22 protein-coding genes and 1 pseudogene are annotated in these 25,522 nt (G+C 69.7%); 7 read left to right on the top strand and 16 right to left on the bottom strand.

What is annotated here, in order from left to right:
- Positions 1–100: 100 nt before the first annotated feature.
- The 8 genes from ACQ3HE_RS09050 to kdpF form a co-directional block, all read right to left on the bottom strand.
- On the bottom strand, positions 101–241 hold the full coding sequence (locus ACQ3HE_RS09050; RefSeq protein ID WP_159877259.1) for a hypothetical protein: 141 nt from the start codon (positions 239–241) through the stop codon (positions 101–103).
- Positions 231–683, bottom strand: a complete 453-nt coding sequence (locus tag ACQ3HE_RS09045) for an SRPBCC family protein (protein WP_430892333.1) — start codon at positions 681–683, stop codon at positions 231–233. Before ACQ3HE_RS09045 ends, ACQ3HE_RS09050 begins: the two co-directional genes overlap by 11 nt.
- 154 nt (positions 684–837) lie before the next feature.
- Entirely contained in the window at positions 838–1,524 is a 687-nt protein-coding gene (locus ACQ3HE_RS09040; protein WP_159877263.1) for a response regulator, read from the bottom strand.
- Positions 1,521–4,016, bottom strand: a complete 2,496-nt coding sequence (locus ACQ3HE_RS09035) for a sensor histidine kinase (protein WP_430892331.1) — start codon at positions 4,014–4,016, stop codon at positions 1,521–1,523. Before ACQ3HE_RS09035 ends, ACQ3HE_RS09040 begins: the two co-directional genes overlap by 4 nt.
- A 76-nt stretch (positions 4,017–4,092) precedes the next feature.
- Positions 4,093–4,701 (bottom strand): potassium-transporting ATPase subunit KdpC, encoded by a 609-nt coding sequence (kdpC, locus tag ACQ3HE_RS09030; protein ID WP_430892329.1) that lies wholly within the window; start codon positions 4,699–4,701, stop codon positions 4,093–4,095.
- 91 nt (positions 4,702–4,792) lie between these two features.
- Complete coding sequence (gene kdpB / locus ACQ3HE_RS09025) at positions 4,793–6,958, bottom strand: potassium-transporting ATPase subunit KdpB (protein WP_430892327.1); 2,166 nt, start codon at positions 6,956–6,958, stop codon at positions 4,793–4,795.
- 95 nt (positions 6,959–7,053) lie between these two features.
- Positions 7,054–8,727: a potassium-transporting ATPase subunit KdpA gene (kdpA, locus tag ACQ3HE_RS09020; RefSeq protein ID WP_430892325.1), complete on the bottom strand. Its 1,674-nt coding sequence runs from the start codon at positions 8,725–8,727 to the stop codon at positions 7,054–7,056.
- On the bottom strand, positions 8,727–8,816 hold the full coding sequence (gene kdpF / locus ACQ3HE_RS09015) for a K(+)-transporting ATPase subunit F (protein WP_056009336.1): 90 nt from the start codon (positions 8,814–8,816) through the stop codon (positions 8,727–8,729). Before kdpF ends, kdpA begins: the two co-directional genes overlap by 1 nt.
- A 350-nt stretch (positions 8,817–9,166) precedes the next feature.
- On the opposite strand from kdpF, the gene ACQ3HE_RS09010 reads away from it, so the two are divergent.
- The gene (locus ACQ3HE_RS09010; protein WP_430892323.1) at positions 9,167–10,153 is read left to right on the top strand and encodes an Abi family protein; all 987 of its coding nucleotides are present in this window, start codon (positions 9,167–9,169) and stop codon (positions 10,151–10,153) included.
- 131 nt (positions 10,154–10,284) lie between these two features.
- On the opposite strand, the pseudogene ACQ3HE_RS09005 reads toward ACQ3HE_RS09010, so the two are convergent.
- Positions 10,285–11,163 (bottom strand): annotated as a pseudogene (locus ACQ3HE_RS09005) (phosphotriesterase family protein); the annotation flags it as partial.
- Positions 11,160–11,582, bottom strand: coding sequence for a carboxymuconolactone decarboxylase family protein (locus tag ACQ3HE_RS09000; RefSeq protein ID WP_430892321.1), 423 nt, complete (start codon positions 11,580–11,582; stop codon positions 11,160–11,162). The pseudogene ACQ3HE_RS09005 and the gene ACQ3HE_RS09000, both read right to left, overlap by 4 nt.
- A 53-nt stretch (positions 11,583–11,635) precedes the next feature.
- On the opposite strand from ACQ3HE_RS09000, the gene ACQ3HE_RS08995 reads away from it, so the two are divergent.
- Entirely contained in the window at positions 11,636–12,184 is a 549-nt protein-coding gene (locus ACQ3HE_RS08995; RefSeq protein ID WP_430892319.1) for a CGNR zinc finger domain-containing protein, read from the top strand.
- A gap of 27 nt (positions 12,185–12,211) precedes the next feature.
- On the opposite strand, the gene ppk2 is transcribed toward ACQ3HE_RS08995, so the two are convergent.
- Together ppk2 and ACQ3HE_RS08985 are read right to left on the bottom strand one after the other, a co-directional pair.
- Positions 12,212–13,036: a polyphosphate kinase 2 gene (ppk2, locus tag ACQ3HE_RS08990; protein WP_430892317.1), complete on the bottom strand. Its 825-nt coding sequence runs from the start codon at positions 13,034–13,036 to the stop codon at positions 12,212–12,214.
- Between the two features lie 178 nt (positions 13,037–13,214).
- Positions 13,215–13,892: a FadR/GntR family transcriptional regulator gene (locus tag ACQ3HE_RS08985; RefSeq protein WP_430892315.1), complete on the bottom strand. Its 678-nt coding sequence runs from the start codon at positions 13,890–13,892 to the stop codon at positions 13,215–13,217.
- Positions 13,893–14,030: 138 nt separating this feature from the next.
- Between ACQ3HE_RS08985 and ACQ3HE_RS08980 the strand changes: the two genes are divergently transcribed.
- The 3 genes from ACQ3HE_RS08980 to ACQ3HE_RS08970 all read left to right on the top strand — a co-directional run bounded on the left by ACQ3HE_RS08980 (position 14,031) and on the right by ACQ3HE_RS08970 (position 17,904).
- On the top strand, positions 14,031–15,701 hold the full coding sequence (locus ACQ3HE_RS08980) for a 2-isopropylmalate synthase (protein ID WP_430893077.1): 1,671 nt from the start codon (positions 14,031–14,033) through the stop codon (positions 15,699–15,701).
- Positions 15,702–15,751: 50 nt separating this feature from the next.
- Entirely contained in the window at positions 15,752–16,918 is a 1,167-nt protein-coding gene (locus ACQ3HE_RS08975) for a hypothetical protein (RefSeq protein WP_430892313.1), read from the top strand.
- Positions 16,919–17,037: 119 nt separating this feature from the next.
- Positions 17,038–17,904, top strand: coding sequence for a helix-turn-helix transcriptional regulator (locus tag ACQ3HE_RS08970; protein ID WP_430892311.1), 867 nt, complete (start codon positions 17,038–17,040; stop codon positions 17,902–17,904).
- 25 nt (positions 17,905–17,929) lie between these two features.
- On the opposite strand, the gene ACQ3HE_RS08965 is transcribed toward ACQ3HE_RS08970, so the two are convergent.
- Positions 17,930–19,156 carry an MFS transporter gene (locus tag ACQ3HE_RS08965; RefSeq protein WP_430892310.1) on the bottom strand — a complete coding sequence of 409 codons (1,227 nt, stop codon included), beginning with the start codon at positions 19,154–19,156 and terminating at the stop codon, positions 17,930–17,932.
- Between the two features lie 227 nt (positions 19,157–19,383).
- Here ACQ3HE_RS08965 and ACQ3HE_RS08960 point away from each other — a divergent pair, with 227 nt between their 5' ends.
- Both ACQ3HE_RS08960 and ACQ3HE_RS08955 read left to right on the top strand, forming a co-directional pair.
- Complete coding sequence (locus tag ACQ3HE_RS08960) at positions 19,384–20,031, top strand: TetR/AcrR family transcriptional regulator (protein ID WP_064296018.1); 648 nt, start codon at positions 19,384–19,386, stop codon at positions 20,029–20,031.
- 63 nt (positions 20,032–20,094) lie between these two features.
- Positions 20,095–22,971 carry an MMPL family transporter gene (locus ACQ3HE_RS08955; protein WP_430892308.1) on the top strand — a complete coding sequence of 959 codons (2,877 nt, stop codon included), beginning with the start codon at positions 20,095–20,097 and terminating at the stop codon, positions 22,969–22,971.
- 197 nt (positions 22,972–23,168) lie between these two features.
- Here ACQ3HE_RS08955 and ACQ3HE_RS08950 read toward each other — a convergent pair whose 3' ends face one another.
- The 3 genes from ACQ3HE_RS08950 to ACQ3HE_RS08940 all read right to left on the bottom strand — a co-directional run bounded on the left by ACQ3HE_RS08950 (position 23,169) and on the right by ACQ3HE_RS08940 (position 25,480).
- Positions 23,169–24,419: a type II toxin-antitoxin system HipA family toxin gene (locus ACQ3HE_RS08950; RefSeq protein WP_430892306.1), complete on the bottom strand. Its 1,251-nt coding sequence runs from the start codon at positions 24,417–24,419 to the stop codon at positions 23,169–23,171.
- A complete protein-coding gene (locus tag ACQ3HE_RS08945) occupies positions 24,416–24,733 on the bottom strand; it encodes a helix-turn-helix domain-containing protein (RefSeq protein ID WP_202939250.1) in 318 nt (105 codons plus the stop codon). Before ACQ3HE_RS08945 ends, ACQ3HE_RS08950 begins: the two co-directional genes overlap by 4 nt.
- A 99-nt stretch (positions 24,734–24,832) precedes the next feature.
- Complete coding sequence (locus ACQ3HE_RS08940; RefSeq protein WP_430892304.1) at positions 24,833–25,480, bottom strand: pyridoxal 5'-phosphate synthase; 648 nt, start codon at positions 25,478–25,480, stop codon at positions 24,833–24,835.
- Positions 25,481–25,522: the final 42 nt, after the last annotated feature.

Raw genomic sequence — 25,522 nt, 5'->3', positions numbered from 1 at the left:
CGGGCGTGTTGCTAGCCCGACGGGTTCTCGACGGGGTCGCCGTCGGCGTCGGTCCCCGTCTCGGGGCGGTGCTCGCCTCGGACGGGCCGACGCCGGAGGATCAGCCCGACGGGTTCTCGACGGGGTCGCCCTCGGCGTCGGTCCCCGTCTCGGGGTCGACCTCCTCGGGCTTCGGCACGTCGTGCTTCACGTCGTCGTCGTGCGTGTGCGGGGGACCGGGGCGGGGGCCGTCACTCGACATCGCCACGCCATCCCTGTCCGGTCTGGCCCTCGGATTCGACGAGCTGCTTGAAGTTGCCGAGGTCCTTCTTGACCGCATGGCCGGCCACACCGACGGCTGCGCCGAGGTGCTCGAGGAGGCCCTTGGGCTCCCAGTCCAGCTGCACGGTGACACGCGTCTTGGCGTCCGCCAGGCGGTGGAAGGTGACGACGCCGGCGTGGTCCGCCTCGCCGCCGGTGCTGTTCCAGGCGACGCGCTCGTCGGGGTGCTGCTCGGTGATCTCCGCCTCGAAGGTGCGGGTCTGTCCGGCGACGGTGACCGTCCACTCCGTGAGGGTGTCGGTGACCTGCGTGATCGAGTCGACCTCGTCGAGGAACTTGGGGAAGTCCTCGAAGCGGGTCCACTGGTTGTAGGCGACGGAGACGGGAACGTCGACGTCGATGGTTTCGATGACCTGGGTCATGGGCGCCATCCTCTCTGGTTCTGCGGTACCTGCATGGGTCTCGTCCGGAAAGCCCGGACGCGACTGCGACGGTACGCGTGCAAGCTGCGATTCCGGGGGCATGGCCTCGGGCGCTGCAACCTGTTACCCTGCCCGACTCGACGCGAGCCCTCGCTCAGAGCTGGAAGCGGTACCCCATGCCGGCCTCGGTGAGCAGGTGGCGGGGAGTGGCCGGCTCAGGCTCGAGCTTCTTCCGCAGCTGCGCGATGTAGAGGCGCAGGTAGCCGGTGTCGGTCACGTGCGTCGGACCCCAGATCTCCGTAAGCAGCATCTGTCGGGTCACGAGCTTGCCGGCGTTCCGGATGAGCAGCTCGAGCACCTGCCACTCCGTCGGCGTCAGGCGGACGGTGGCCGGGGACGCACCAGGGGTCTGCCTGGTGACCTGCTTCGCGGCGAGGTCGACCACGATGTCGCCGAACCGCACGGTGGGTTCGGCCTCGGCGCCGGGGACCCGCCGGGTGAGCGCACGGATCCTGGCGAGCAGTTCGTCGATCGCGAAGGGCTTCGTCACGTAGTCGTCGGCTCCGGCGTCGAGCGCCTCGACCTTGTCGGTCGAGCCGGCACGACCGGACACCACGAGGATGGGCGCGTCGGTCCAGCCGCGGAGGCCCTCGATCACCTGCCGCCCGTCGAGCCCCGGCATGCCGAGGTCGAGCAGGTACAGGTCGGGCCGGTGCGTCGTCGCCGCGTTGAGCGCAGCGGTCCCGTCCTCGGCCGTGATGATCTCGTAGCCGCGGGCGGTGAGCGTGATGCGCAGGGCCCGGAGGATCTGCGGGTCGTCGTCGGCGATCAGGATCTTCATCGAGCGTTTCCCTCCTGATCACGTGCCGCCGGCAGTGACACCACCATGGTGAGGCCCCCACCCGGCGTGTCCTCCGGTTCGAGTGTGCCACCCATCCCCTCGACGAAGCCCTTCGACAGCGCGAGTCCCAGGCCGAGACCCGTGAGGTTGTCGGTGTCGCCGAGCCGCTGGAAGGGGACGAACACGTCCTCCCGCCGGTCGGGCGCGATGCCCGGGCCGTGGTCGACGATGCGGATCTCGACGGCGTCGCGGAACCCGCTCGTCGCGATCCGGACGGGGGTGTCGTCTGGGCTGAACCGCTGCGCGTTCGCCAGGAGGTTCACGATGACGCGCTGCAGGAGGCCGGCGTCCGCGAGGACGGGTGGAAGATCGGGCGCGAGGTCGAGCTCGGCGTCGTGCGGCCCGATACCGAGCTCGTCGAAGGCCGGCAGGATCGCGTCCTCGACGTCGATCGGCGCGACGGTCACGGCGAGGACGCCTGCCTGGAGACGACTCACGTCGAGCAGGTTGGTGACGAGGGCCGCGAGCGTGCGCAGACTGTCGTCCGCGGTCTCGAGGAGGTCGTGGCGGTCCGCCGTGGTGAGTTCGACGTCGGTCGCGCGCAGGCCGGTGACGGCGGCGGTCGCGGCGGCGAGGGGGCGCCGGAGGTCGTGACTGACCGCCGAGAGCAGCGCGCTCCGCACCCGGTCTGTGGCGGCCAGCGGGCCGACCTCCCGGGCGGTGGCGCGCAGATCGGTGTGCTCGAGCGAGGCGTCGAGCTGCGCTGCGATGACGGCGAGCAGGCGGCGGTCGGAGGCGGCGAGCACGCCACCGTGCAGTTCGAGTACCGCGCGGGTGCCGATCGGGATGCTCGTGAAGTCGCCTCCGCGGGTCGGTTCGCCGTCGACCGCGAGGACCTGCTCACCCGAGACGAGGCGCACCCCGGCGAGCGAGAAGGACTCGCGGGTCCGGCTGACGAGCGCCTGCAGGGCGCCCTCACCGCGGAGCACGCTGCCCGCGACCGTCGCGAGCAGCTCGGACTCCGCCGCCGCGCGCCTGGCCGTGCGAGCCCGCCGAGCCGAGAGGTCGACGACGCCGCTCACGATCACGGCGATGACGACGTAGAGCACGAGCGCGACGAGGTGCGCCGGGTCGTCGATGGTCACGGTGTAGAGCGGTTGGACGAAGACGAAGTCGAGCGTGACCCCGGACAGGACGGCTGCGAACACCGCCGGCCAGAACCCTCCCACGAGCGCGACGAGCACGACGAGGAGCTGGTAGGACAGCACCTCGCTCGTGATCGACTCCTCGGTGCGGGCGAGGTGGAGGAGCCAGGTGACGAGCGGCCCGCCGATGAGCGCGAGCGCGAAGCCTGCGATGTGGCGCCGTGCGCTCAGGGCACCGCCGAGCTTCGGCAGTCGGAACCGACCGCCCGCCGCTTCGTGGTTGACGATGTGGACGTCGATGTTGCCCGACTCGCGGATGACCGTGTTGCCGATGCCGGGCCCCGTGACCGCGGCGGACAGGCGACTGCGCCGGCTGACACCGATGACGAGCTGCGTCGCGTTCGCCGCTTTCGCGAAGTCCACGAGCGCACGCGGTACGTCGTCGCCGACCACCTGGTGGAAGGTGCCGCCGAGGGTGTCGACGAGTGCTCGCTGCTGCGCGAGTGCACCGGGGTTCGCGGTCCGGAGGCCGTCCTGCGTCGTCACGTGCACCGCGATGAGCTCGCCACCGGAGGAGCGTGCGGCGATCCGAGCGCCGCGCCGGAGCAGAGTCTCGCCCTCCGGGCCGCCGGTGAGGGCCACGACGACCCGCTCGCGCGCCTCCCAGGTGCTGTCGATGCCGTGTTCGGCGCGGTAGTCGCGCAGGGCGGAGTCGACCTCGTCCGCCAGCCACAGCAGCGCCAACTCGCGCAGTGCCGTGAGGTTGCCGAGGCGGAAGTAGTTGGACAGGGCGGCGTCGATCCGCTCGGCCGGGTAGACCCGGCCGCCGGCGAGCCGGTCGCGGAGTGCCTGTGGAGCGAGGTCGATGAGTTCGATCTGGTCGGCCGCCCGCAGCACGGCGTCGGGGATCGTCTCCCGCTGCGGCGCCCCGGTGATCTGCCGGACGACGTCGTTCAGCGACTCGATGTGCTGGATGTTCACCGTCGAGAGCACGGAGACACCGGCGGCGAGCAGGGCCTCGACGTCCTGCCAGCGCTTGTCGTTCGTGGAGCCGGGGGCGTTCGTGTGGGCCAGTTCGTCGACGAGCGCGAGTCCAGGGCGGCGTGCGAGGACGGCCTCGAGGTCCATCTCGTCGAGCGTCACGCCCCGGTGCTCGACGCCCCGACGCGGCAACGTCTCGAGCCCCTCCGTCAGAGCGGCGGTCGCGACCCGACCGTGGGTCTCGACGACCGCGACGACCACGTCGACGCCCTCCCCGGCGAGGCGGTGGCCCTCCTCGAGCATGGCGTAGGTCTTGCCGACCCCGGGGGCCGCGCCGAGGAGCACCCGGAGTCGTCCGCGCTGCATGGTGTTCAGTCCTCCTGGAGCATGGCGCTCTGCCTGCCGACCCCGGGGGCCGCGCTGTGTCGTCCGCGCTGCATGGTTATCCGTCCAGTCCTGCCACGGCGAGGTTGAGCTGCAGGACGTTGACCGTGGACTCCCCAAGGTAGCCGAGGTCGGGGCCCTGCGTCAGGCGCTCGACGAGGGCACGGACCTCGTCCTCGTCGAGGCCGCGCTCGGCGGCGACACGGGGCACCTGCAGCAATGCGTAGGCCGGGCTGATGTGCGGGTCGAGGCCGGACGCGGAGGCCGTCAGCGCGTCGGCGGGGATGCTCGACGGATCGACGTCCTCGAAGGCGGCGATGGCCGCGCGGCGCTCCTCGATCGAGGCGACGAGGTCGGTGTTCTCCGGCCCGAGGTTGCTGCCGCTCGACGCGCCACCGTCGTAGCCGTCGCCGGCCGCCGACGGACGCGACTGGAACCACTGCGGCAGCGGCTTGCCGTCGGCGTCGGTGAACGACTGTCCGATGAGCGCCGAGCCGACCGTCTTGTCACCCTCGGTGACGGCGGATCCGTTCGCCTGCCAGGACATCGTCGCCTGCCCGATGCCGGTGACGATGAGGGGGTAGCCGACGCCGAGGACGACGGTGAGGGCGAGCATGGCCCTGATGGCGACCCAGTACTGGGCGATGCCGCTGCGGGATGCACTCATGATGATCTGTCTGCTTTCGTGTGCTGGGTGGGGCTAGAAGCCGGGGATGAGGGTGACGACGAGGTCGATCAGCTTGATCTGGGTCGTCGGCTCAGAAGCCGGGGATCAGGGTGACGACGAGGTCGATCAGCTTGATGCCGATGAACGGCGCGATCACGCCGCCGAGTCCGTAGACCAACAGGTTCCGGCTGAGGACCTTCGAGGCGCTGAGCGGTCGGTACTTCACGCCGCGGAGGGCCAGCGGGATCAGGATCACGATGATGATCGCGTTGAAGATGATCGCCGAGAGGATCGCCGACGCGGGGGAGTGCAGCTGCATGATGTTGAGCAGTGCGAGCCCCGGGAACACCCCGGCGAACATGGCCGGGATGATCGCGAAGTACTTGGCGACGTCGTTCGCGATCGAGAACGTCGTGAGGGCGCCTCGGGTGATGAGCAGCTGCTTGCCGATCCGGACGATGTCGATGAGCTTCGTCGGGTCGGAGTCGAGGTCGACCATGTTGCCGGCCTCCTTCGCAGCGGAAGTGCCCGTGTTCATCGCGACACCGACGTCGGCCTGTGCGAGCGCCGGAGCGTCGTTCGTGCCGTCACCGGTCATCGCGACGAGGTTGCCGCCCTCCTGCTCCTTGCGGATGAGCTCGAGCTTCTGCTCGGGCGTCGCCTCGGCCAGGAAGTCGTCGACTCCGGCCTCGGCGGCGATCGCCTTCGCGGTGAGCGGGTTGTCACCCGTGATCATGACCGTGCGGATGCCCATGGCGCGCAGCTCGGCGAACCGCTCCGCGATGCCGGCCTTGACGACGTCCTTCAGGCGGACGACGCCGAGCACCCGCGCGGTGCCGGTGGTGTCGGTCTGTGCGACGACGAGCGGGGTGCCGCCGCCGGCGGACACCGCCTCGACGTGCTCCTGGAGCTCGGCGCGGGTCGCCTCGGCGAGGGGGCCGAACGACTCCACCCAGGCCAGCACGGCCGAGCCTGCGCCCTTGCGGATCTGTGCGCCGTCCGGCTGGTCGAGGCCGCTCATGCGGGTCTGCGCCGTGAACGGGACGATCTCGCCTGCCACGGACCCGTCCAGGTGGATGCCCCGCTCGGCCGCGAGGTCGACGATCGACTTGCCCTCGGGCGTCGGGTCGCTGAGCGAGGACCGGGCTGCGGCCTGCGCGAGTTCCTCCGGCGTGACACCGCGGAGGGCGATGAACTCGACCGCCTGGCGGTTGCCGTAGGTGATGGTGCCGGTCTTGTCGAGCAGCAGGGTCGTGACGTCGCCGGCGGCCTCGACCGCGCGGCCGGACATCGCGAGCACGTTGCGCTGCACGAGTCGGTCCATGCCGGCGATGCCGATGGCCGAGAGTAGGGCGCCGATGGTCGTCGGGATGAGGCAGACGAGCAGGGCGATGAGGACCGGGACGCTGACGGGAGCCGCCGCATACGAAGCGATCGGGTTGAGCGTCAGCGCGACGACCACGAAGACGATCGACAGGCTCGCGAGCAGGATGTTGAGCGCGATCTCGTTCGGCGTCTTCTGCCGCGCCGCACCCTCGACGAGGCCGATCATGCGGTCGACGAAGGTCTCGCCGGGCTTCGAGGTGATGCGGACGACGATGCGGTCGGACAGCACGCGGGTGCCGCCCGTGACGGCGCTGCGGTCGCCGCCGGACTCGCGGACGACCGGGGCCGACTCGCCCGTGATCGCCGACTCGTCGACCGAGGCGATGCCCCAGACGATGTCGCCGTCGCCCGGGACGAGCTCGCCGGCGGTCACCACGACGACGTCGCCGAGGGTGAGGTCCGCGGAGGAGACCTGGCCGATGGCGGCGTACTCCGCGGACGGATCAGCCGAGGCGTCGTAGGCCGTGACCTGGTTCGCCATGGTCGAGGTGCGCGTCTTGCGGAGGCTGTCGGCCTGCGCCTTGCCGCGGCCTTCGGCCACGGACTCCGCGAGGTTGGCGAAGACGACCGTGAGCCACAGCCAGATCGCGATGCCCCAGGTGAACGACGCCGGCACGGCCGAGCCGCCGGACTCCTGCGCACCACCGAGGAACGGTTCGGCGATCGCGAGGACGGTCGTCAGTGCCGCCCCGACCTCGACGATGAACATGACCGGGTTCTTGACCATGAGCCGCGGGTCGAGTTTGCGGAAGGCGCCCGGGCTCGCGGCGAGCAACTGCGCCGGACCGAACGCGGCCTTCGCGGGCTCGTGGTGGTGGTCCTGCTCCTGCTCGGGTTCCGCCGGGGCGGGAAGCGTGTGCGTGGTGGACATGGTTTATGACAGCCCTTCCGCCAGGGGACCTGGCGCGAGTACGGGGAGGTAGGTGGGTGCGGTGATGATCACGCGGTGTGCGTCGTGGACGTGGCTCATGACAGCCCTTCCGCCAGGGGACCCAGCGCGAGTACGGGGAAGTAGGTGAGTGCGGTGATGATGACGGCGACGCCGGTGAGGAGGCCGACGAACTGCGGCCGGTTGGTCGGGAGCGTCCCGGCGGTCGACGGGACCCGGTCCTGCGCGGCCAGCGAACCGGCGAGCGCGAGGACGAGCACGATCGGGACGAAGCGACCGAGGAGCATCGCGACACCGAGCGCGGTGTTGAACCACGGCGTGTTCGCGGTGAGTCCGGCGAAGGCGGAACCGTTGTTGTTCGCGGCGGAGGTGAAGGCGTAGAGGACCTCGGACAGGCCGTGGAGGCCCGGGTTCCAGATCGACGTCGTCTCCACGTCCGAGCGGACGCCGGGGATGGCGAAGCTCAGTGCGGTGCCGGCGAGCACGAGGGTCGGCGTCACGAGGATGTACAGGCTCGCGAGCTTGATCTCCCGTGGGCCGATCTTCTTGCCGAGGTACTCCGGGGTCCGGCCGACGAGCAGCCCACCGATGAACACGGCGATGACGGCGAGCACGAGCATGCCGTACAGGCCGGAGCCGACGCCGCCGGGGGCGATCTCGCCGAGCATCATGTTGATCATCGGCATCATGCCGCCGAGTGCCGTGTACGAGTCGTGCATCGAGTTGACGGCACCCGTCGAGGTGAGCGTCGAGGTCGAGCCGAACAGCGTCGAGGCGAAGACGCCGAAGCGCTGCTCCTTGCCCTCCATCGCGCCGCCGGCCGCCATCGGTGCTGCACCGAGGCCGCGGGCTTCGAGCGCCGTGAGGATCGAGAACGAGGCGAGGAAGATGACGCCCATGACCGCGAGGATCGTGTAGCCCTGCTTGTGGTCGCCGACCATGCGGCCGAAGGTGCGCGGCAGGGAGAACGGGATCGCGAGCATGAGGATGTTCTGCACGAGGCTCGTCCAGGCGGTCGGGTTCTCGAAGGGGTGCGCGGAGTTCGCGTTGAAGAACCCGCCGCCGTTCGTGCCGAGGAGCTTGATGGCCTCCTGCGAGGCGACCGGTCCGCCGGGGATGGTCTGCGTCGCGCCCGTGATGGTCGTCACGTCGGTGAAGCCGTTGAGGTTCTGGATGGTCCCGCCCGCGATGAGCACGACCGCCATGACGACGGAGAGCGGCAGCAGCACGCGGAGGGTGCCACGGGTGAGGTCGACCCAGAAATTGCCGATGGTGCCGCTGCGGCGACTCGCGAACCCGCGGACGAGGGCGATCGCGACCGCGATGCCGACGGCGGCGGAGACGAAGTTCTGCACCGCGAGGCCCGTGAGCTGCACGGTGTAGCCCATCGTGACTTCGGGGGAGTACGACTGCCAGTTGGTGTTCGTGACGAAGGACACGGCCGTGTTGAACGACAGTCCCTCGGGGACGGCGGGGAGGCCGAGTGCGAAGGGGAGGACGGCCTGGGCGCGCTGCAGCGCGTAGACGAGGAGGACGCCGACGAGCGAGAAGGCGAGCACCCCGCGGAGGTAGGCCTGCCAGGTCTGCTCGGAGCGGGCGTCGACACCGATCACGCGGTAGAAGCCGCGCTCGACGGCGAAGTCCTTGCTGGAGGTGTACACCCGGGCGAGGTACTCACCGAGCGGACGGTAGAGCAGCACGAGGACCAGGACGAGGGTCGAGACCTGGAGGATCGCGAAGAGGGTCTGCATCAGAACCTCTCGGGTTTCACGAGCGCGTACACGAGGTACACGACGGCGGCGACGGCCAGGACGGCGGCGAGGAGTTCGAAGACGATCACAGTCTCTCCACTCCCCGGGCGACGAGGCCGACCAGAGCGAACACGGCGATGACGCCGAGTACGTAGACGAGGTCGAGCAAGAGGACTCCAGTGGGTGCGTGGTGCGGGTGCGTGGTGCTGTGTCCCGTTCGGGACAGCTCAGAGCCAACACCCGTCAGTGACCTCAGACGGCGGTCCTCACGGTTTCCATACGCCTTCCGCGTGGATCCTCACGACCTCCCTACGGGGTGGTGTTGTCCACAGGCCGAATGCCGCCAGGCTCCTCGGCACGTCTCCGTCCGTTACGCTGGAGTCATCATGATCAGCCCGTTGCCGAAAGGCGCGGGCTGATTTTCTGTTCGGGGAGATCCATGGTCGAGTACGCCAAAGACTGGGTGTCCGTTGAGCAGCAGGTCGCCCGGCTCGAGGAGCACGGCCTCGAGGTTTCGGATCCCGATCATGCCGCCCGGGTCTTGCGATCAATCGGGTACTACCGTCTGACAGGCTTCCTGTACCCGTTTCGGACGTCCGAGGAGTACGTCGACGAGCACGGCCGAACCCGGGTCCGCGTCCTCAGCGGGTACCGGCCGGGCACGCGTCTTTCCCATGCTGAGGAGATCATCGAATTCGATCGCCGACTGCGCATGCTCGTGCTCAACGGGCTCGAGCTCATCGAGGTCGCGGTCCGTATGCGCGTCGGTTACGTGCTCGGCCGTACGTCCGCGTTCGCATACGAAGAGTCGACCCCGTTCGTCCACGCGTTCACAGCGAACGACACCGACATCCGTAATCCGAAACCCAGCAGACACGTCCTGTGGCTGCAGCGGGTCAGGGCGCGTCAGGCGGGTTCTGATGAGCGGTTCGTCGAGCACTTCCGCGACAAGTACGAAGACAGGATGCCCGTGTGGGCGCTCACCGAGATCCTCGAGCTCGGCCACCTCGCCGTTCTCTACCGAGGGTTGAACCAGGTAGACGCGGAAGAGATCGCCGTCGCACTCGGAGTGCCCACGAAGAAGTTGTTGGTGAGCTGGCTCGCCAGCCTCAACTACGTACGAAATGTCGCGGCCCACCACGCACGTCTGTTCAACCGCAAGCTGCAGAACGCGCCCTCGCGGCCGAAGGTCGGACAGATCGAGGCGCTCGATCATCTGCGTGATTCCGAGCATTCGAAACAGGTGTACGGCACCTACAACGCGCTGGCCGTGATCGCCTACCTGCTGGCATCGATTGATCCTGACACCGATTGGTCGGTGAGAGTCGCGGCGCTGCTCCGCGGCTTCCCGACATCCGAAGCCCTCACGATCGAGTCCCTGGGTGCGCCGACCCACTGGGATACCCTCGATCTCTGGCAGGCATGAGCTCCTCGGAGAGCTCCGTCAGCGTGGCTTGCTCGGCGGCCCGCACCGTGTCCAGACGCCTGTGGTCTGAGCCTTGACATGTCCTCGGCCGTCGAATCCCCGGGCTCGAACGCCCACGCGCGGGCGGGGTTGTCGCGGGTGATCGTCGACACCGCTTCCGTGCCGAGGGCCTGCGCCAGCTGCGGTGCGACGGTCGTCCGGAGCGCCGCCGGACCGTACTCCTCCGGCCGAGCACGGGAGGCGGACGTGGTCGTGTCGGCGCCGAGGAGCAGCGCGGGCAGGTGTCCGTCGTCGATGAGGGCTTCGAGGATCCGCGCCAGTCGAGCGGGGTCCATCGGATGAGCCGGCGATGGCGTGTCGAGGCACACCCACGCGCCGGAGCGGGCCGCCTCGAGGATCTGCTCGAGGTGAGGGTTCCGGCCGAGATGCCCGAGGACGATGGACCTCGGGTCCACCCCGTCGGCGTCCAGCGCCGCCAGGACGAGCTCGGCCGCCGCTCCCTGCTCGAGGTGCACCGCGATCGGCACTCCGGTGGCGTGATGCGCCACTGCGGCGGCCCGCAACGCGTCCCGCTCGTCCTCGGCGAGGCGGTCGACGCCGACACCGATCTTGATCAGTCCGCACCCGTGCCGGTCGACGTCGTCGATGAACGCCGCGGCGAGATCGTCGGCCGAGCGCGCGGGTTCCGCAGCACCGTCGGGGTAGACGCGTCGCAGATGTCGTCCGGTCGCCGCCACGACGTGGACCCCCGTCGACGCACTGATCCGCCGGAGTGCCGGGAGGCCGCGTCCGAGACCCCGAGGCGTCCACTGGACGACGGCTCCACCACCCGCCGCCGCGAACCGCTCGAGCGCGGTCGTGGCGTCAGACTCGTCGACGAGGTCGTCACCGGCCAGGACCGGTGTCCGCAGGAAGAGGTGGTCGTGGGAGTCGACCACGCCTGCCGTGGCCGGGTCGATGTCGCCGCGCACCGTGCGGATCACCCGGGTCTCGAGTCGCACCCGGGTCATCGGGCGTCGGCGTCGAGGTCGGTCGCCGGTGGTTCGGCCGCCGGCTCGGGGAGGAGTCGCAGGGCCGCCATCACCCGGGGCAGCCCGACATACGGCACGAGGTGGACGAGCGCCTCGGCGAGCTCCGTCCGGGTCATCCCGATCCGGAGCGACGTCGTGAGGTGACCGCTGAGCTGCGGGTCGACGCCGCCGAGGGCCGTCAGCGCGCCGATGATGAGCAGTTGCCGGTCGCGCGGCGTCAGGCCCTCGCGCTGGTAGGTCCCACCGAACACGGCGCCGACGATCCACTCGTCGAAGCCCGGCGCCGCCGCATCGACCGTCGCGCGCCAGGCCGCGGTCGTCGTCTCGTCCTGCAGCTCCGCCAGTCGTTCGCGGCCGGCCGCCACATCGAACACCTCGTGCATAGCCTCTCCCTGCATCGTCGCTCCCTCGCTCGTCTCGGCTGTAACGGTTGACACGTTACACTCGAACCATGGCGACCGAGACCGACTTCCGCTTCGACGGCGGAGCCACCTGGCTGAACCTGCTCGCCACGCAGGGGCAGAGCTTCGGAACGAGGCCGGTGGAGCGGATCGGGACGCCCGAGGCGGGGCGGCGGTGGCTCGGCCTGGTCGGGTTCGGGGTGGGTAACGAGCTGAGCTCCGGGGACCTCGACCGCCTCGTGCGGCTGCGGGAAGCGCTCCGCGAGCTGGCGATGGCGGCGGTCGCCGGGCGTGAACCGGCCTCGGACGACCTCGCGCGGGTGCGAGTGCACGCGTCAGGTTCGGCCGGAGCGCTGTGGAGTGGTTCTGCTCAGGCCGGAGTCCCGCTCGACGCGGCGCTCGCCGCGATCGCCGTCCAGGCGCTGGTCATGCTGCAGGGGCCGGACCGGGCGTTGTTGCATCAGTGCGCCGAGGTCGACTGCCGCTGGGTGTTCCTCGACACCTCCCGCAGGCGGCACTGGTGTCCGTCGCCGGCCTGTGCCAGTCGGGGTCGGGTCCGCGCCCACCGCGCACGACAGGGTGGCCAGAGCGCCGACTGATCCGGGTCGTCCCGTCAGCGCGTCGGTTCAGCCCCCGAGGGTGTGGGCGTGATCCGGCACGTACCGGTACCGTTCGCGCGCGGGTCGGTCGTACCCGTCGGCGCCCGGCCGCTCGGGGATGTCGATCGGCTCGGGGGCGCGCTGCTCGTAGGGGACCTGGGAGAGCAGGTGCGAGATCGCGTTCAAACGCGACGCCCGCTTGTCGTCGCTCTCGATCGTCCACCAGGGTGCGTCCGCGTGGTCGGTGGCCTCGAACATCTCGTCCTTGGCGCGCGAGTAGTCCTCCCAGCGGGTGATCGACTGGAGGTCCGTGTCGGACAGCTTCCAGCGGCGCATGGGGTCGTCCAGTCGCGAGCGGAACCGCTGCTCCTGGACGTCGTCGGAGACCGAGAACCAGTACTTGATGAGGATGATGCCGTCCTCGACGAGCATCCGCTCGAACACGGGAGTCTGGCGGAGGAATCGCCGGTACTGCTCAGGGGTGCAGTAGTCCATCACCCGTTCGACGCCGGCACGGTTGTACCAGGAGCGGTCGAACAGCACGATCTCGCCCGCCGTGGGCAGGTGCTGGATGTAACGCTGGAAGTACCACTGACCACGTTCCTGCTCACCGGGTGTCGGCAGGGCCGCGACCCGGGCGGACCGTGGGTTCAGGTATTGGACGATGCGCTTGATCGCGCCGCCCTTGCCGGCGGCGTCTCGGCCCTCGAAGACCACGACGACCCGTGCGCCGGTCTCGATCACCCAGCGCTGCATCGCGACCAGTTCGATCTGGAGTCGTTCCAGTTCCGCTTCGTAGCGGTCCTTCCGGATGCGTTTGGGTGGCTTGTTCCGGTTCGGAGCCTTCGACATGCTGCGTGTTCCCGCCCGTCCCCGAGAGGACCTGTTCGACGCCTGAGCGGCGCTGGTGCAGTGCTCGGTGCCCGCCCCGGCGGAGCGGTACTCACGCCCAGCCTGCGCCTGCCGATCGATATCCGTGGGGGCGTGTCATCCGTGCGCCGACAGGCGTATAGTCACGCGCGCGCTGCGATCAGTCCGAACGGGTCAACCCGTCGCGGAGGGCGACGAGATGGGTGCGGCTGCGGTCGAAGGCCGCGGTGGCATCGCGATCGGCGACCGCCTGCACGATCTGCTCGTGGACGATCTGGTCGTGGTCCGTCCCCGGCTCGCCGCTGAGGCGGAGCATCTGGATCATCGCCTCGCGGCTGCGCTCGGCGAAGGTGTCGAACAGTTCGGTCAGGATCTCGTTCCCGCTCGCAGCGACGATGCTCCGGTGGAGCGCGGTGTCGGCGTCGACCCGCCCCTCGATGGTCGCGCGATCGGTGTTGCGGTGGGCCAGCGCTGCCCGGATGGCGGCCAGATCGGACGCCGTGTGGCGTTGTGCGGCGAGGGCTGCCGCTTCACACTCGATGGCGATGCGCGCCTCGATGACCGAGCCGATCGCGGTCCGCAGGACGAGCGCGTCCCAATCCTGGACCGGCGTGCGCGACCGGAGGAAGTTCCCCGATCCCTGCCGGCTCGACAGCACGCCCTGGCCGGCCAGCTGGCGGATCGCCTCGCGCATGGTCGACCGGCCCACGCCGAGCTGCGATGCCAGGGTCGTCTCGCCGGGCAGCTTCTGGCCGATCTCCCACTCGCCGGCCTGGATGCGTTGCAGCAGCAAGCGTGCGACCTGGTCGGAGAGCGATTCGCGGTGCACCGTGTCCATGACTCGATCATAGTCCTCAGCTTGTCTGACAAGTTGTGTTAGCGTAGCCGCGTGATCCCCGCAGACTCCCGACTCTCCACCCCCGCCGGTCCTGTCCCGCCCTCCGCGCCGAGCTGGAACCGACAGCGGCACTCCCAGATGCCGTCCCATCGCTACCAGGACCTGTACTCGCGGGTGGACGTCCCCCTCCTCGACCGCACCTGGCCGTCGAGACGACTGACCGAGGCGCCGCTCTGGGTGCCGGTGGACCTTCGCGACGGCAACCAGGCGCTCGCCGAGCCCATGGACCCGGAGCGGAAACGGGCGTTCTTCGAGCTGATGGTCACCATGGGGTACAAGGAGATCGAGGTCGGGTACCCCTCCGCCTCGCAGACCGACTACGACTTCGTCCGCTTGATCGCCGAGACCGACATCGCTCCCGAGGACGTCACGATCGTCGTCTTCACGCCCGCCCGCCGCGACCTGATCGAGCGCACCGTCGAGTCGATCCGTGGGATCCGGAACCCGGTCGTCATCCACCTGTACACCGCGACGGCGCCGCTCTGGCGGGAGGTCGTCCTCGGACACGACCGCGACTCGCTCCGCGCGCTCATCCTCGCCGGCGGCGCCGACGTCCTCGAGTTCGCCGGCGATCTCGACGGGGTGCGGTTCGAGTTCTCCCCGGAGGTCTTCAACCTGACGGAGCCGGACTACGCCCTCGAACTCTGCGACGCCATGACGACGCTCTGGGACGCCTCTCCGGACCGCCCGGTGATCCTCAACCTGCCCGCCACCGTCGAAGCGGCGAGCCCGAACGTCTACGCGGACCAGATCGAGTACATGCACCGGAACCTCGACCGCCGCGACGCCGTCATCCTGTCGGTCCACCCGCACAACGACCGCGGCACCGGGATCGCGTGCGCTGAGCTCGCGGTCCTCGCTGGCGCCCAACGCGTCGAAGGGTGCATCTTCGGCAACGGCGAGCGGACCGGCAACGTCGACCTCGCGACCCTGGCGCTCAACCTGCACGCGCAGGGCGTCGATCCGATGATCGACTTCTCCGACATCGACCACATCCGTCGGGTCGTGGAGCACAGCAACCGCATCGAGATCCACCCGCGCCACCCGTACGTCGGCGAGCTCGTCCACACCGCGTTCTCGGGGACGCATCAGGATGCGATCAAGAAGGGCTTCGCGGAACACCGAGCGCGGGCTGAGGCCACCGGCAGCCGCCCGGAGGACCTCCCGTGGCGGGTGCCGTACCTGCCGGTCGACCCCGCGGACCTCGGTCGGAGCTACGAGGCGGTCATCCGCGTGAACTCGCAGTCCGGCAAGGGCGGCATCGCCTACCTGCTCGAACGCGACTACGGCATCGAGATGCCCCGTCGTCTCCAGGTGGACTTCTCGCGTCGCGTCCAGCAGCAGGCGGACGAGACCGGTCGCGAACTGGACGCCGAGGCGTTGCTCGCGGCGTTCGAGCGCAGCTACCTGTCGGCGACGCCGTCTCGGGTCGAGCTGCTCGAGGTCGATGTGGCGACGACCGGCGAGACCTCGCGGACGACGATCAGTCTGCGGATCGACGGGGACCGCCATGAGGCCACCTTCGCCGACGTCGGTCCGGTCGAGGCGGCGACCCGTCTCCTCGCCGACCACGGCGTCCACGTCGAGATCGTCTCCCTGCATCAGACCTCGCTCAGTGCCGGGAGTGGCGCCGAGGCCCTGACCCTCCTGGAGATCCGCCGCGGGGCGGAGACGGTGTGGGCAGCGGGTCGGCATCGCTCCGTCCTCGACGCATCCGTCCGTGCCGTCGTCAGCGCTGCGGGCCGCTAGCCGCCCTGCCCTACGCTGGGAGGCTGAGGGCGTCGAGGGGATCTGGATCAGTGGAACTGCGTTGGCTGACGGCGCCCGAACACGAGGTCGCCGCGGCGATGGCGGATGAGCGTCGCTCCGGCCGGCCCAAACGGGTGCCCACCGGGCGGAGAGTGCTCTTCCACCTCTACTTCAGCCTCGTCCTCTGGTACCTGGCGATCGCGCTCGTCTCGGTCGGGGTCAGCGTCGACGAATACCACGACCGTCGCGTCGAGCCTGATGACGTCATCGGCCTGGTCGTCGCCGCGCTCGTCCTCGTCGGGCTGCTCGTCGGTGCCTGGTTCCTGTACCGCTGGTCGCGACGCCCGCCGTCGCCGAAGGCGCGTCTCGCCGGATGGCGGACCCACCTGACGGCGGTGGCCAACGGCCTCGAGGAGGAGTCGAAAGGACGGGCGATGTTCTCCTCGCTCATCACCACGACGGGGAAGTACAACAACGCCTTCATCACCGTGCCGGGACCACAGGTGCAGTCGTATCCGCGATTCGTCCGCGGGAACATCGAGTTCGGCAACCTGGTCGACGACGTGAAGCGGTCGAGGGACTGGCATTACCTCGTGGTGCGGCTGCCGGCACCCCTCCCGCATCTGCTGCTCGATGCGACGACGAACGACACCGTGCGCAGCGATCTGCCGCCGGGCGTCGACCGGGGTCTGCAGATCTCCCTCGAGGGCGACTTCGACCGGTGGTTCCGCGTCTACGCGCCGTCCGGGTACGGAGCGGACGCGCGATACGTGCTGACCCCCGACGTGATGTCGTCGCTCGTCAGCACCGCGGCCTACTACAACGTGGAGATGGTCGACGATCGGGTCGTCTTCTTCAGCAGGCCGGCCGCCGACTTCGCCTACGCCGCCCCCTGGGTCGCCATCGACGCGATCCTCACCGACCTGGTGCCGCGTCTCATCACGAGGGCCGAACGGTACCGCGACGAACGGGTGGCGGGACAGGACGCCGAGAGCGTCCTCGAGGCGGCGCGGGACGCCATGGAGGCTGAGCAGGTCTGGACCCGGAAGGAGACGGTCGTCGGCGAGGAGGGCCGTCGCCTCACGGTGCGCGCGCGCTTCCACGCGATCTGGGTGGCTGTCGGCGCGGTCAGTTGGCTCGTCACCCGCACGCTGCTCTACTTCATCCCCGCCGCCTTCGCCTTCGCGGGGTTCATGTCCGTGGTGGACGGGCGCTAGCCTCCGCGCCCCCTGAGTCGCCCGGATCTGCTCCGATTTCGGCCGAAAACGTGCAGATCCGGGCGAGTCAGTGCGGAGGGCAGCGGAACATCCGGCGACGCGATCGCGTTCACGACGGTGTGACCCTCACCGCGACCCCTCCAGCGTCGACGATCGACACCTTCGATCGCGCACTCGCGAGCCTCGAGTGGACGATCCACGGCACCGACCGCGACCGCCTCGCCGCGGGCACACCGCTGCGGCGACCGCACACGGCGTCCGGTTTCGTCTACCTCTCCAGCGGACGCGTCCGCCTCACCGCCGCCGACGGCACCCGCGACCTCGACGCCGGCGACCTCGTCTTCTTCCCCCGCGCCCACGCCACGACGGTGGTCGCGCTCGAGGACGCCGAGCTCCTCGACGTCGCCTTCACCCCGCCGGGTCAGCGCCAACAGGTGGCGGAGACGCTGCCCGAGCACCTGTACGTCCCCGATTTCGCCGGGCAGGAGCCCTCGATGGTGGCGCTCATCGCAGGCATGGGCTGCCCGCAGGCGACTGGCCGTCCGCGGCCCGGCGACACCGTCATCTGCAGCCGCATCGCGACCACGATCGTGTCGGCCGCGCTCCGCACGTGGAACGAGGCCGGCTGTGCGCCGGACCGCTGGCTGCAGCGCATCGGCGACCCGCACATCGGCGCGGTCCTCGACGCCCTGCACGCCGAACCGGGGCGCCCGTGGACCTTCGAGACGCTCGCCCGCATCGCCATGATGTCGCGGTCGGCGTTCGCGGAGCGGTTCCGCGAGGTCGTCGGGCACACCCCGCGCGCCTACCTCACGACCGTTCGCATGGAGACGGCCAAGGGGCTCATCCTCACGGGCGACGCGTCCGTGGCCGAGCTCGCCGGCGCGCTCGGCTACGTGTCGGAAGACGGCTTCGCACGCGCCTTCCAGCGGTACACGGGCCTGACGCCGGCCCGCTGGCGCGCCGAGGCGGCGCTCGCCGCGTAGGCGCTCGGCCGGGCAGCCTTCGGCATCACCGCGCGGTGCGTGCCGACCCGAAGACGACACCACCGACGATCGCGGAGATCGCTGCGACCGTGAGCGCCGGGACGATGCCGACCGCGTCGACGAGCAGTCCGCCCGCTCCGGCACCGACGGTGATGGCGAGCTGGAACCCCGCGACGACGAGTCCGCCACCGGACTCCATGCGGTCCGGGACGAGGCGACCCATCCAGGTGCTCAGGGTCGTGAGCCAGGCGCCGAAGCCCATGCCCCAGGTGGTGATCGCGATGGTCACGATCCAGGGCTGCCCCGGGAACAGGGTCACGAGGGCGATCGAGATGCCGATGAAGGCCGGGACGACGTAGCGCAGGGCTGCGAGGTGGCGGTCGACGAGGAGCCCGATGACGAAGTTGCCGACCACGCCGCCGAGGCCGAATGCCGCGAGGAGGACGGCCACACCGGCCGCGTCGAGGTCGGGCACCCGCTCGATCGCGAGTCGGATGTAGGTGAAGGCGATGAAGTGGCCGAGGACGGTCAGGATGTGTCCCGTGAGGCCGACGCGGATGCCGGGGACCCGGAGCGTGTCGACGAGCGACCGCAGACCACCGCTGGACGGAGCCGGCGCGACGGGTGGGAGGACGAGCCGCAGCGCGACGGCCACCACCGCGGTGATGACCGCTACACCGGCGAAGATGAGGCGCCAGTCCATGACCGAACCGAGGTAGGTGCCGACCGGGACGCCGGCGACCGTCGCGACGGTGGTGCCGGTGTTCACGAGCATGATCGCCCGGCCGAGGTGGTGCGGCGCGGACAGTCGGGCGGCGATCGCGATCGACATCGCCCAGAACGCGCCGAGGGCCGCGCCGAGCAGGAGTCGGGCGATGAGCAGCATCACGAAGTCGGCGGAGATCGCGACGAGCGCGCTCGACACCGCGGCGGCCGCTGCGAGCAGGACGAGCAGGAGGCGACGGTCGAGACGCGGGACGAGGATCCCGATCGTCGGCGCGGTGAGGAAGCCGATGAACGCCGTCGCGGTGACGGCCTGGCCGGCCTGGCCCTCGGTGATCCCGAGCGACGATGCCATCGACGGCAGCAGGCTCGGCGGCAGGAACTCGGCGAGCACGAGCACGAAGCTCGTCGCCATCATGACGGCGACGGCCGCCCACGCGGTCCGCGTGCGCGGGGCGTCGGACGCGGCTGTGTTCGTCGTGGGGACCGAGCCCGTTCGTGGAGCGTCGAGCTTCTCGTCTGTCGTCATGCTCTCAGCTTGCCGGAGCCGTGACCCCTCCACCCGACGCCCAGTCCACCCGAACCGACCGTCCGTCCACCCCGGCACCCGTCCCGGCGTCGCTGAGTCGCCCGTTCCTGCACGAAAGTCGCGGATATTCGTGCAGATTCCGGCGAGTCAGCGCCCCTTCCTGGCAGATCGGTGAACACCGCGTCAACAAGTTGCACTGAGTGCATCGGTGCACGTAGTGTACCCACGTGTCCACCACCGCCCCCGCCGAGGATCGACGCGCCGCCCTTCGCGCGCGCCACCATCGGGCGATCCTCGACGCCGCCCGCGTCATGATCGCGGAGCAGGGCATCGCCGGCTTCAACGTCGACGTCATCGCCGAGCGCGCCGACGTCTCCCGCCGCACGGTGTTCAACCACTTCTCCTCGATCGACGACCTCGTCACCACCTCCTGCACCGAGGAGCTGGCCGTCGTGATCGAGAGCTTCCGGTCCGCCGTCAACGCCCGACCGGCGGGCCCGGGGTCGCGCGTCTCGATGTTCGAGGACGTCGCCGCAGCGCTCCGCACGACCGACATCCCCCGCGTCATCGCCTTCCTCTGGAACGCGCTCGGCGGCTTCGCACCCGACGACTCGCGCCCGCAGCAGCTGTTCCAGGCCACCTTCTCCCGCACCACCCAGGAGCTCGCCCACGAACTGGCCGAGCGCAACACCGACGTCGACGAACTCGAAGCCGGCTTCCTGGTCTCCTCCCTCATGCACGGTGTCGAAGTGCTCGCCCATCACTGGATCGCGAGTACCGGCGCCACCACGGACGATGAAGCCCGTGCCCTCTGGACCGACCTGCTGGAACGGCTCATCGCGAGCGTCCGCACCGGCTACGCGTCCACGCACTGATCCGCTTCCCGCTCCGTCCCCGCACACGTCACCAGCACCACCTCCCGAAGAATCGAGACTCCCTTGGCTGAACTGCTGTATCGCCTCGGACGCTTCTCCGCGCGTCGCGCGTGGGCCGTCCTCATCTCCTGGATCGTGATCCTCGGCATCTCGGTGGGCGCGTTCCTCGCCTTCGGAGGCACCCTCTCGAGCGCCGTCACCATCCCGGGCACGCCGACCGCGAAGGTCACCGACCAGCTCGAGGAGTCGTTCCCGAGCGCATCCGGCGGCACCGGGGCGATGGTGTTCCACACGAAGGACGGTGACGCCTTCACCGACAGCCAGAAGACCGCGATCGGTGAGCTGCTCGATGAGACGGCCGACCTCAAGGGCGTCGACTCCACGGTCAACCCCTTCGAGACGCAGGAGACGATCGCCGACCAGGCGAAGCAGATCTCCGACGGCAAGACGCAGATCGACGACGGCCGCACCCAGCTGACCGACGGCCAGACGCAGCTCGACGCCGGACAGCAGCAGCTGACCGACGCGCAGACCCAGCTGAGTGCCGCGCTCGCCCAGGCGCAGCAGGCCGCGGGCGGCACACTCCCGGCCGCCGCACAGGCCCAGTTCGACGCGCAGCAGACCGCGATCACGCAGCAGCAGACGGCGCTCGACGCCCAGCAGGCCACCATCACCGAGAACCTCGCGAAGCTCGACGAGCAGAGCACGAAGCTCGAACTCTCCTCGCAGCTCCTCGACCTCTCCTCGGGTATCCGCACCGTATCGACCGACGACACCACCGCGGTCGCGAACGTCGTCTTCGACAAGCGCCAGCAGGAGGTCACGCCGGAGACGAAGCAGTCGGTCATCGACCAGGTGAAGGAGGACGTCCCGTCGGGCGTCGAGGTCGAGTTCTCGAACGAGCTCGCGCAGAGCCTGCCGCAGCTGTTCGGCGTGGGTGAGGCGATCGGCCTCATCATCGCGGCGATCACGCTGCTCGTGATGCTCGGCACGGTCATCGCCGCATCGCTCCCGCTCGTCTCGGCGATCGTCGGCGTCGGTGTCGGCGTCACCGCGTCGCTCTCCCTTTCGGGCGTCGTCGACATGCTCTCGATCACGCCGGTGCTCGGCGTCATGCTCGGGCTCGCGGTCGGCATCGACTACTCGCTGTTCATCCTCAACCGGCACCGCAAGCAGCTGCTCGCGGGCGTGGAGCTGCACGAGTCCATCGGCCTCGCGAACGGCACCTCGGGCAATGCGGTCGTCTTCGCCGGATCGACCGTCCTCGTCGCGCTGCTGGCGCTCAACGTCACGGGGATCCCGTTCCTCGGCCTGATGGGCACCGTCGGCGCGATCTGCGTCGCCGTCGCGATCCTGCTCGCGGTCACCTTGACGCCCGCCCTGCTGTCGCTGCTCGGTCTCCGTATCCTCAGCCGGAAGGCTCGCGGCACCATCGGCACGCCGCGCCCGGACGCCGTCCCGACCAAGCCCATGGGTACCCTGCGCGCCGTCGGCACGCTCGTCGCCGGACTCGTCGTGCTCGGCGTCGTCGCGATCCCCGCGCTCGACATGCGTCTCGGCCTGCCGGACGGCAGCTCGGAGGCCGTCGACTCGACGCAGTACCAGTCCTACACGCTCATCGAGGACAAGTTCGGTGCCGGCGTCAACGGTCCGCTGCTCGTCGTCGCGACGCTGCCCGACGCCGCCACCGACGAGGAAGTCCTCGAGGAGCAGGTGCGGATCGGCCAGGAGATCGCCGACCAGGACGACGTCAAGGCCGTCGCGCCGGTGGGCGCATCGGACGACAACTCCGTCCTCGCCTTCCAGGTGATCCCGAAGGAGGGGCCGAACGCCGTCTCCACGGAACAGCTCGTCCGCGACCTGCGCGACCTCTCGCCGCTGTCGGGCGATGTCGAGCTCGGCGTGGCCGGCAGCGCGAGCGGCAACATCGACGTCTCGAAGCAGCTCTCCGACGCCCTTCCGCTCTACCTGGCGCTCGTGGTCGGCTTGTCGCTGATCATCATGATCCTCGTGTTCCGCTCGATCCTCGTGCCGCTCACCGCGACGCTCGGCTTCATGCTGTCCCTCGCGGCGACCTTCGGGGGCATCACGGCGATCTTCCAGTGGGGCTGGCTCGGACCGGTGTTTGGCGTGCACGACCCGGGGCCCATCCTGAGCTTCCTGCCGACGATCCTCATCGGCATCCTCTTCGGACTCGCGATGGACTACCAGCTGTTCCTCGTGTCCGGCATGCGCGAGGCGTTCGCCCACGGTGCCCCGGCGCGCCTGGCGGTCCAGCGCGGGCTGCACGCGGGCCGGACGGTCGTCGTGGCGGCGGCGATCATCATGATCTCCGTCTTCGGCGGGTTCATCTTCTCCCACTCGGCGATGATCCGGTCGATCGGGTTCGGTCTGGCGTTCGGTGTGCTCGTCGACGCGTTCGTCGTCCGTATGCTCCTCATCCCGGCGGTCATGCACCTGCTCGGGAAGAGCGCCTGGTGGATCCCGAAGTGGCTCGACCGCATCCTGCCGAACGTCGACGTCGAGGGTGCCGCGCTCGAGCGCAGCCACCCGCATGACACGGGTTCGGTCGCGACCGCCCCGTCGAGCGGCGAGCCGCGGAACGCGGTCGACGGCGCGGAGACGGCGGCCCTCGGTGCCGGCGTGACCGCGGGGACGGCTGCACACGTGGCCGCGCCGTCGAGTGATTTGACCCGCCGGGAGGCGGCGGCCGCCGCCGAGCGGACGCACCCGGCGCACGTGCTCACGACCGACCCCGACCCGGCCGACCAGCAGGTCTCACGGGTGGAGCCCGGGCTCGACGTCATCGTGCACCCGGCGACCGCCGGTGTGCAGCGCGTGGCCGTCGGTGCCTACGTCATCGCGGTCGACGCCGACAACGGCACCGCGGTCGTCGAGCCGCCCGTCGGTGGGGTCGTGGTCGTCCGCGCGCCGAGGTAGCGCGGTCTGCCCGGTCCCCGGGTGGGCTGCTCGGTCTCTGAGCGGCCTACTCAGTCCCTGAGCTGCGCCGCACTGAGCCTGTCGAAGTGTCGAAGGGCCAGCCCCCGGTCCCTGAGCTTGTCGAAGGGTATTTCGACAGGCTCAGTGACCGGGCTCGGGTCAATGACCGGGGATTTCCCGGTGGCCGGGCCGCTCGGTCACCGGGAAGGCATCTCCAGGGCGTGGTGCCGGTTGTCGCCGTCGAACGCACGCTCGGCCACGACCGCGGCTTCAGGCGAGATGCCGTAGCCGATCGCGACAGTCCGCCAATCCATCGTGCGCTCCGCTGTGTCGCGGATGATCGAAGCGGCGGCCGTCGCCGAGAGACGGAACGCATCGTGCACCGCGCGGAGTTCGCGGATGTCACGACCGTACCGTTCGCCTCCTTCGGTGATGGGAGTGGCTTCCACTCGATCTGGGCGCCGGTTCGGTTCCAGGTCGAAGACGGGCGACAGCTTCCAGCCGGTGTGTTGCCGGAGGAACCCGTGGTTCCGAAAATGGTCGTCCACGTTGCCGATGAGCAGGCTGAGTGCGACTCGTCGGAACAGTTCGGCGAGATCCACTCGCGGGGTCGGGCTTGCGAACGCGACTGCTTCGGCCAGATGGACGTACGACAGGGGCTGGTCCTCCGGTTTCGTGGTGAGCGAGTGAGCACTGAGATACCCGATGCGCTGCTCGCCGACGCGGTCGAACCGTTTCGTGAGCAGGATCGACCGGCCCTCGGCGATCCGCTCCAGCTCGAAGGCGGGTGTCTCGACACCTGACTGACGGGCGAGCGCGAGCGCCGTCGCCTCCCAGGCCATCGGGTCGGAGTATTCGGTGTCGCGAGCGAACTTCGCCATCCAGAGTGCGTCGTGATGACGGACGACCGCCTTCGGGCGCGCTCCTCCGGCGCTGGTCCCTGCTTCGATCAGCACCGCGAGCTCCTCGTCGGACTCGGTGCCCGTCTCGAATGCCCGTGCTGCGGCGAGGATCCGGCGGAGGTGGTGGACCTGAGCCACGGGGTGGGTGTGTCGCCCGAGGAACGTGCCTTCCGTCGCGAAACGTAAGGCGCCCTGACGGGTCTCGTCGTTCACGTGCAGCAGGTAGTCCAGACCGCTTCGCGCCTGCGTTCCGGCGCGGATGATCCGACGCCCCCAGCTTTCAGGCATGGCGTCGCCGAGTGCGCCGAGCGATTCGCGGCCCGACCATGCACGGAGCGGACCAGCACTTCGGGGCATGTCGGGCGACAGGTCGTAGCCGCGTGGATCGAGGAGGAACGAGTCCGCGTATCGGAAGACGATGCCCGGCGCTGCCGACCCCGGGAGCCCGTCGGTCGCGACTCGTCCAGCCGCGACTTCGACTCCGTCTGGCAGGACGACGCTGACGTTCGCCTCGACCAGGTGGTCGGGCGCCAGGTCGACGCTCATCGTTGATCGTCTGAGGGCGTCGCAGGGATCCGGACGCGCTCGACGCCAGCTCGGGCGAAGTTCCGCGAGCCGAAATCGCTCGCCAGAGGATCTGATGCGTCGACGACCTGGGACAGGATCCCGACAGCTCGGAGCGCTGCGAACAGGTTCTCGGAGGAGGTCGATCGTCCGTTCTCGATGGCGCGCAGCGTGTCCCGCGAAATGCCGGCGCGCTCTGCGACGATGTCTGCCGTGAGGCCGACGATCTTGCGCCAGGCTCGGACGTTCGATCCCAGACGGACCATCTCGCGACTCAGACCTGGACCGGCGGCCATGATGACACCTTCTCGTTAATGACGAACATATTCGCCACTATACGCGTTAATGACCGAAATTCTCTCCATATGGAGAGACTCCCGTTGGTTGCCTCCCTGCTACGGCTGCAGGCGGTCCACGATCCAGCCGCCGTCGGCCGCGAGGTAGCGGAGGCGCCGGTGCATCCGGTCGCGACTGGCGTGCCAGAACTCGACCATGTCGGGGACGAGCCGGAACCCGACCCACGTGGCCGGCCGCGGGACGTCGTCCCCCTCGCGCTCGAGCAACGCGTTCGCCTGCGCGATGAGGGCGTCGAGGGTCTCCTCCGGGCCGGCGCGGAATGGCGTTGACTGGTGGGCGACCGCCGTCGCCGCTCGTGACTTGGGCGAGCGGTCGGCGAACAGTGCGTCGGACTCCTCGTCGCTCAGCTGCTCGACGCGGCCCTCGAAGCGGAGCTGCTGCATCGTCTCGCGCCAGTACACCTGGAGGGCGGCGCTCGGGTTCTCGGCGAGCTGTCCGCCCTTGCGGCTCTCGATGGAAGTGCCGAAGACCAGGCCGCGGTCGTCGAACGTCTTCACATCGACGGTGCGCGCGCTGACGACACCGACCGAGGTGGCGGTCGCGAGGGTCATCGATCGGGGTTCGCTGACGTCCTGCTCGATCGCTGCGGCGAGCCACTGCTGAGCGAGCAGCATGGGCTCGGCGGGCGGGGTCTCGAACTCGGGCAGCTGCAGGGTGTCGTCTCCGGAGAGGGGTTCGGCGCTCATGTCGCGAGCCTACCCGTGCGCTGAGGTGAGGCATCTCGTCGC

Source organism: Plantibacter auratus (assembly GCF_050587365.1).
Classification (GTDB): Bacteria; Actinomycetota; Actinomycetes; order Actinomycetales; family Microbacteriaceae; genus Plantibacter; species Plantibacter auratus.
Note: the sequence above shows the minus strand (reverse complement) of the source record. Positions and strands in the feature narration are given on the sequence as shown.

What these genes read in the sequence shown, in the direction of transcription:
- ACQ3HE_RS09050 (WP_159877259.1), bottom strand. Translation starts at nt 241, where the DNA reads ATGTCGAGTGACGGCCCCCGCCCCGGTCCCCCGCACACGCACGACGAC.
- ACQ3HE_RS09045 (WP_430892333.1), bottom strand. Translation starts at nt 683, where the DNA reads ATGACCCAGGTCATCGAAACCATCGACGTCGACGTTCCCGTCTCCGTC.
- ACQ3HE_RS09040 (WP_159877263.1), bottom strand. Translation starts at nt 1,524, where the DNA reads ATGAAGATCCTGATCGCCGACGACGACCCGCAGATCCTCCGGGCCCTG.
- ACQ3HE_RS09035 (WP_430892331.1), bottom strand. Translation starts at nt 4,016, where the DNA reads ATGCAGCGCGGACGACTCCGGGTGCTCCTCGGCGCGGCCCCCGGGGTC.
- kdpC (WP_430892329.1), bottom strand. Translation starts at nt 4,701, where the DNA reads ATGAGTGCATCCCGCAGCGGCATCGCCCAGTACTGGGTCGCCATCAGG.
- kdpB (WP_430892327.1), bottom strand. Translation starts at nt 6,958, where the DNA reads ATGTCCACCACGCACACGCTTCCCGCCCCGGCGGAACCCGAGCAGGAG.
- kdpA (WP_430892325.1), bottom strand. Translation starts at nt 8,727, where the DNA reads ATGCAGACCCTCTTCGCGATCCTCCAGGTCTCGACCCTCGTCCTGGTC.
- ACQ3HE_RS09010 (WP_430892323.1), top strand. Translation starts at nt 9,167, where the DNA reads ATGGTCGAGTACGCCAAAGACTGGGTGTCCGTTGAGCAGCAGGTCGCC.
- ACQ3HE_RS09000 (WP_430892321.1), bottom strand. Translation starts at nt 11,582, where the DNA reads ATGCAGGGAGAGGCTATGCACGAGGTGTTCGATGTGGCGGCCGGCCGC.
- ACQ3HE_RS08995 (WP_430892319.1), top strand. Translation starts at nt 11,636, where the DNA reads ATGGCGACCGAGACCGACTTCCGCTTCGACGGCGGAGCCACCTGGCTG.
- ppk2 (WP_430892317.1), bottom strand. Translation starts at nt 13,036, where the DNA reads ATGTCGAAGGCTCCGAACCGGAACAAGCCACCCAAACGCATCCGGAAG.
- ACQ3HE_RS08985 (WP_430892315.1), bottom strand. Translation starts at nt 13,892, where the DNA reads ATGGACACGGTGCACCGCGAATCGCTCTCCGACCAGGTCGCACGCTTG.
- ACQ3HE_RS08980 (WP_430893077.1), top strand. Translation starts at nt 14,031, where the DNA reads ATGCCGTCCCATCGCTACCAGGACCTGTACTCGCGGGTGGACGTCCCC.
- ACQ3HE_RS08965 (WP_430892310.1), bottom strand. Translation starts at nt 19,156, where the DNA reads ATGACGACAGACGAGAAGCTCGACGCTCCACGAACGGGCTCGGTCCCC.
- ACQ3HE_RS08950 (WP_430892306.1), bottom strand. Translation starts at nt 24,419, where the DNA reads ATGAGCGTCGACCTGGCGCCCGACCACCTGGTCGAGGCGAACGTCAGC.
- ACQ3HE_RS08945 (WP_202939250.1), bottom strand. Translation starts at nt 24,733, where the DNA reads ATGGCCGCCGGTCCAGGTCTGAGTCGCGAGATGGTCCGTCTGGGATCG.
- ACQ3HE_RS08940 (WP_430892304.1), bottom strand. Translation starts at nt 25,480, where the DNA reads ATGAGCGCCGAACCCCTCTCCGGAGACGACACCCTGCAGCTGCCCGAG.